Genomic DNA, 822 nt, shown 5'->3' with positions numbered 1-822 from the left:
ACACTCCTTAAAAAGCTGAATAAAGGTGATTATGAAGCTGTGCCAGCCGAATTGCAAAGATGGACTAAAGCGGGTGGAAAGCGTCTTCAAGGTCTTGTTAATCGTCGAGCAGCAGAAGCGGGTTTATGGGTAAAGGGGTCTTATGTTGCTTCCAACTATCAAACAGTTGAAACAAAAGAGCCAGCGGGTCTTTTAAAACTAGAAGCACTTGCACCAATCATTGGTTCTTTTTCGGGGCTTGGAGGCTTGTTAGCAGGGAATGATCCCGTTCAATGGGCATTGGCAGCCATTATGGTGATAGCAGCCTGTATTGGTATTGCGTTTATAGCTAAATGCTTTCATGAGCAACGCTTATGATGTGGTGGGTCAAGAAGAATCTCCTCCCTCTCATGGCAGCTTTCGCTGCTTTTTTTATGGCTTTAGTGAAAGCTTTCTCCCTTGGCAAAAATGCAGAGCAACAAAAGCAAACGAAGAAAGCTTTAGAGGCAGCAACAACACGGTTTGAGGTGGAAAATGAAATTAACAAAAAAAGTGATGCTGATGTGCGCGTTGAGCTTTCTCGCTGGGTGCGTGACAAATGAGTGCGCTTCTTGTGTTGGTTGGAGACCAATTTATTTGGAACGTCAAGACCTCACTACAATGAGTTCCAGCTTAGCAAGAGACATCTTAAAGCATAACAAACAGGGTGAGCGTTTGTGTGGGTGGAAACATGGTTAAAAGAAAAACTGAAAAGCACACAGAGCTTACGGATGCAGAAAAAGAAATGCTGCAAGAGATAATTGTTACCTACCAAAGTGTGAAAATGATGTCTCGCTTTATGAA

At 43.1% G+C, this 822-nt stretch carries 2 protein-coding genes; both read left to right on the top strand.

Going from position 1 to position 822, the window contains the following annotated elements:
- A partial coding sequence (locus ACMFKV_RS07210) for a lysozyme (protein ID WP_413154928.1) occupies nucleotides 1-357 on the top strand: 357 nt, incomplete at its 5' end.
- Nucleotides 354-581, top strand: a complete 228-nt coding sequence (locus ACMFKV_RS07205; RefSeq protein WP_413154927.1) for a hypothetical protein — start codon at nucleotides 354-356, stop codon at nucleotides 579-581. The genes ACMFKV_RS07210 and ACMFKV_RS07205, both read left to right, overlap by 4 nt.
- Nucleotides 582-822 lie beyond the last annotated feature (241 nt).

The organism is Bartonella propinqua (assembly GCF_047263965.1).
In the GTDB taxonomy this organism is placed as follows: domain Bacteria; phylum Pseudomonadota; class Alphaproteobacteria; order Rhizobiales; family Rhizobiaceae; genus Bartonella.
Note: the sequence above shows the minus strand (reverse complement) of the source record. Positions and strands in the feature narration are given on the sequence as shown.

Coding starts and splice junctions, on each gene's coding strand:
- ACMFKV_RS07205 (WP_413154927.1), top strand. CDS start 354: ATGATGTGGTGGGTCAAGAAGAATCTCCTCCCTCTCATGGCAGCTTTC.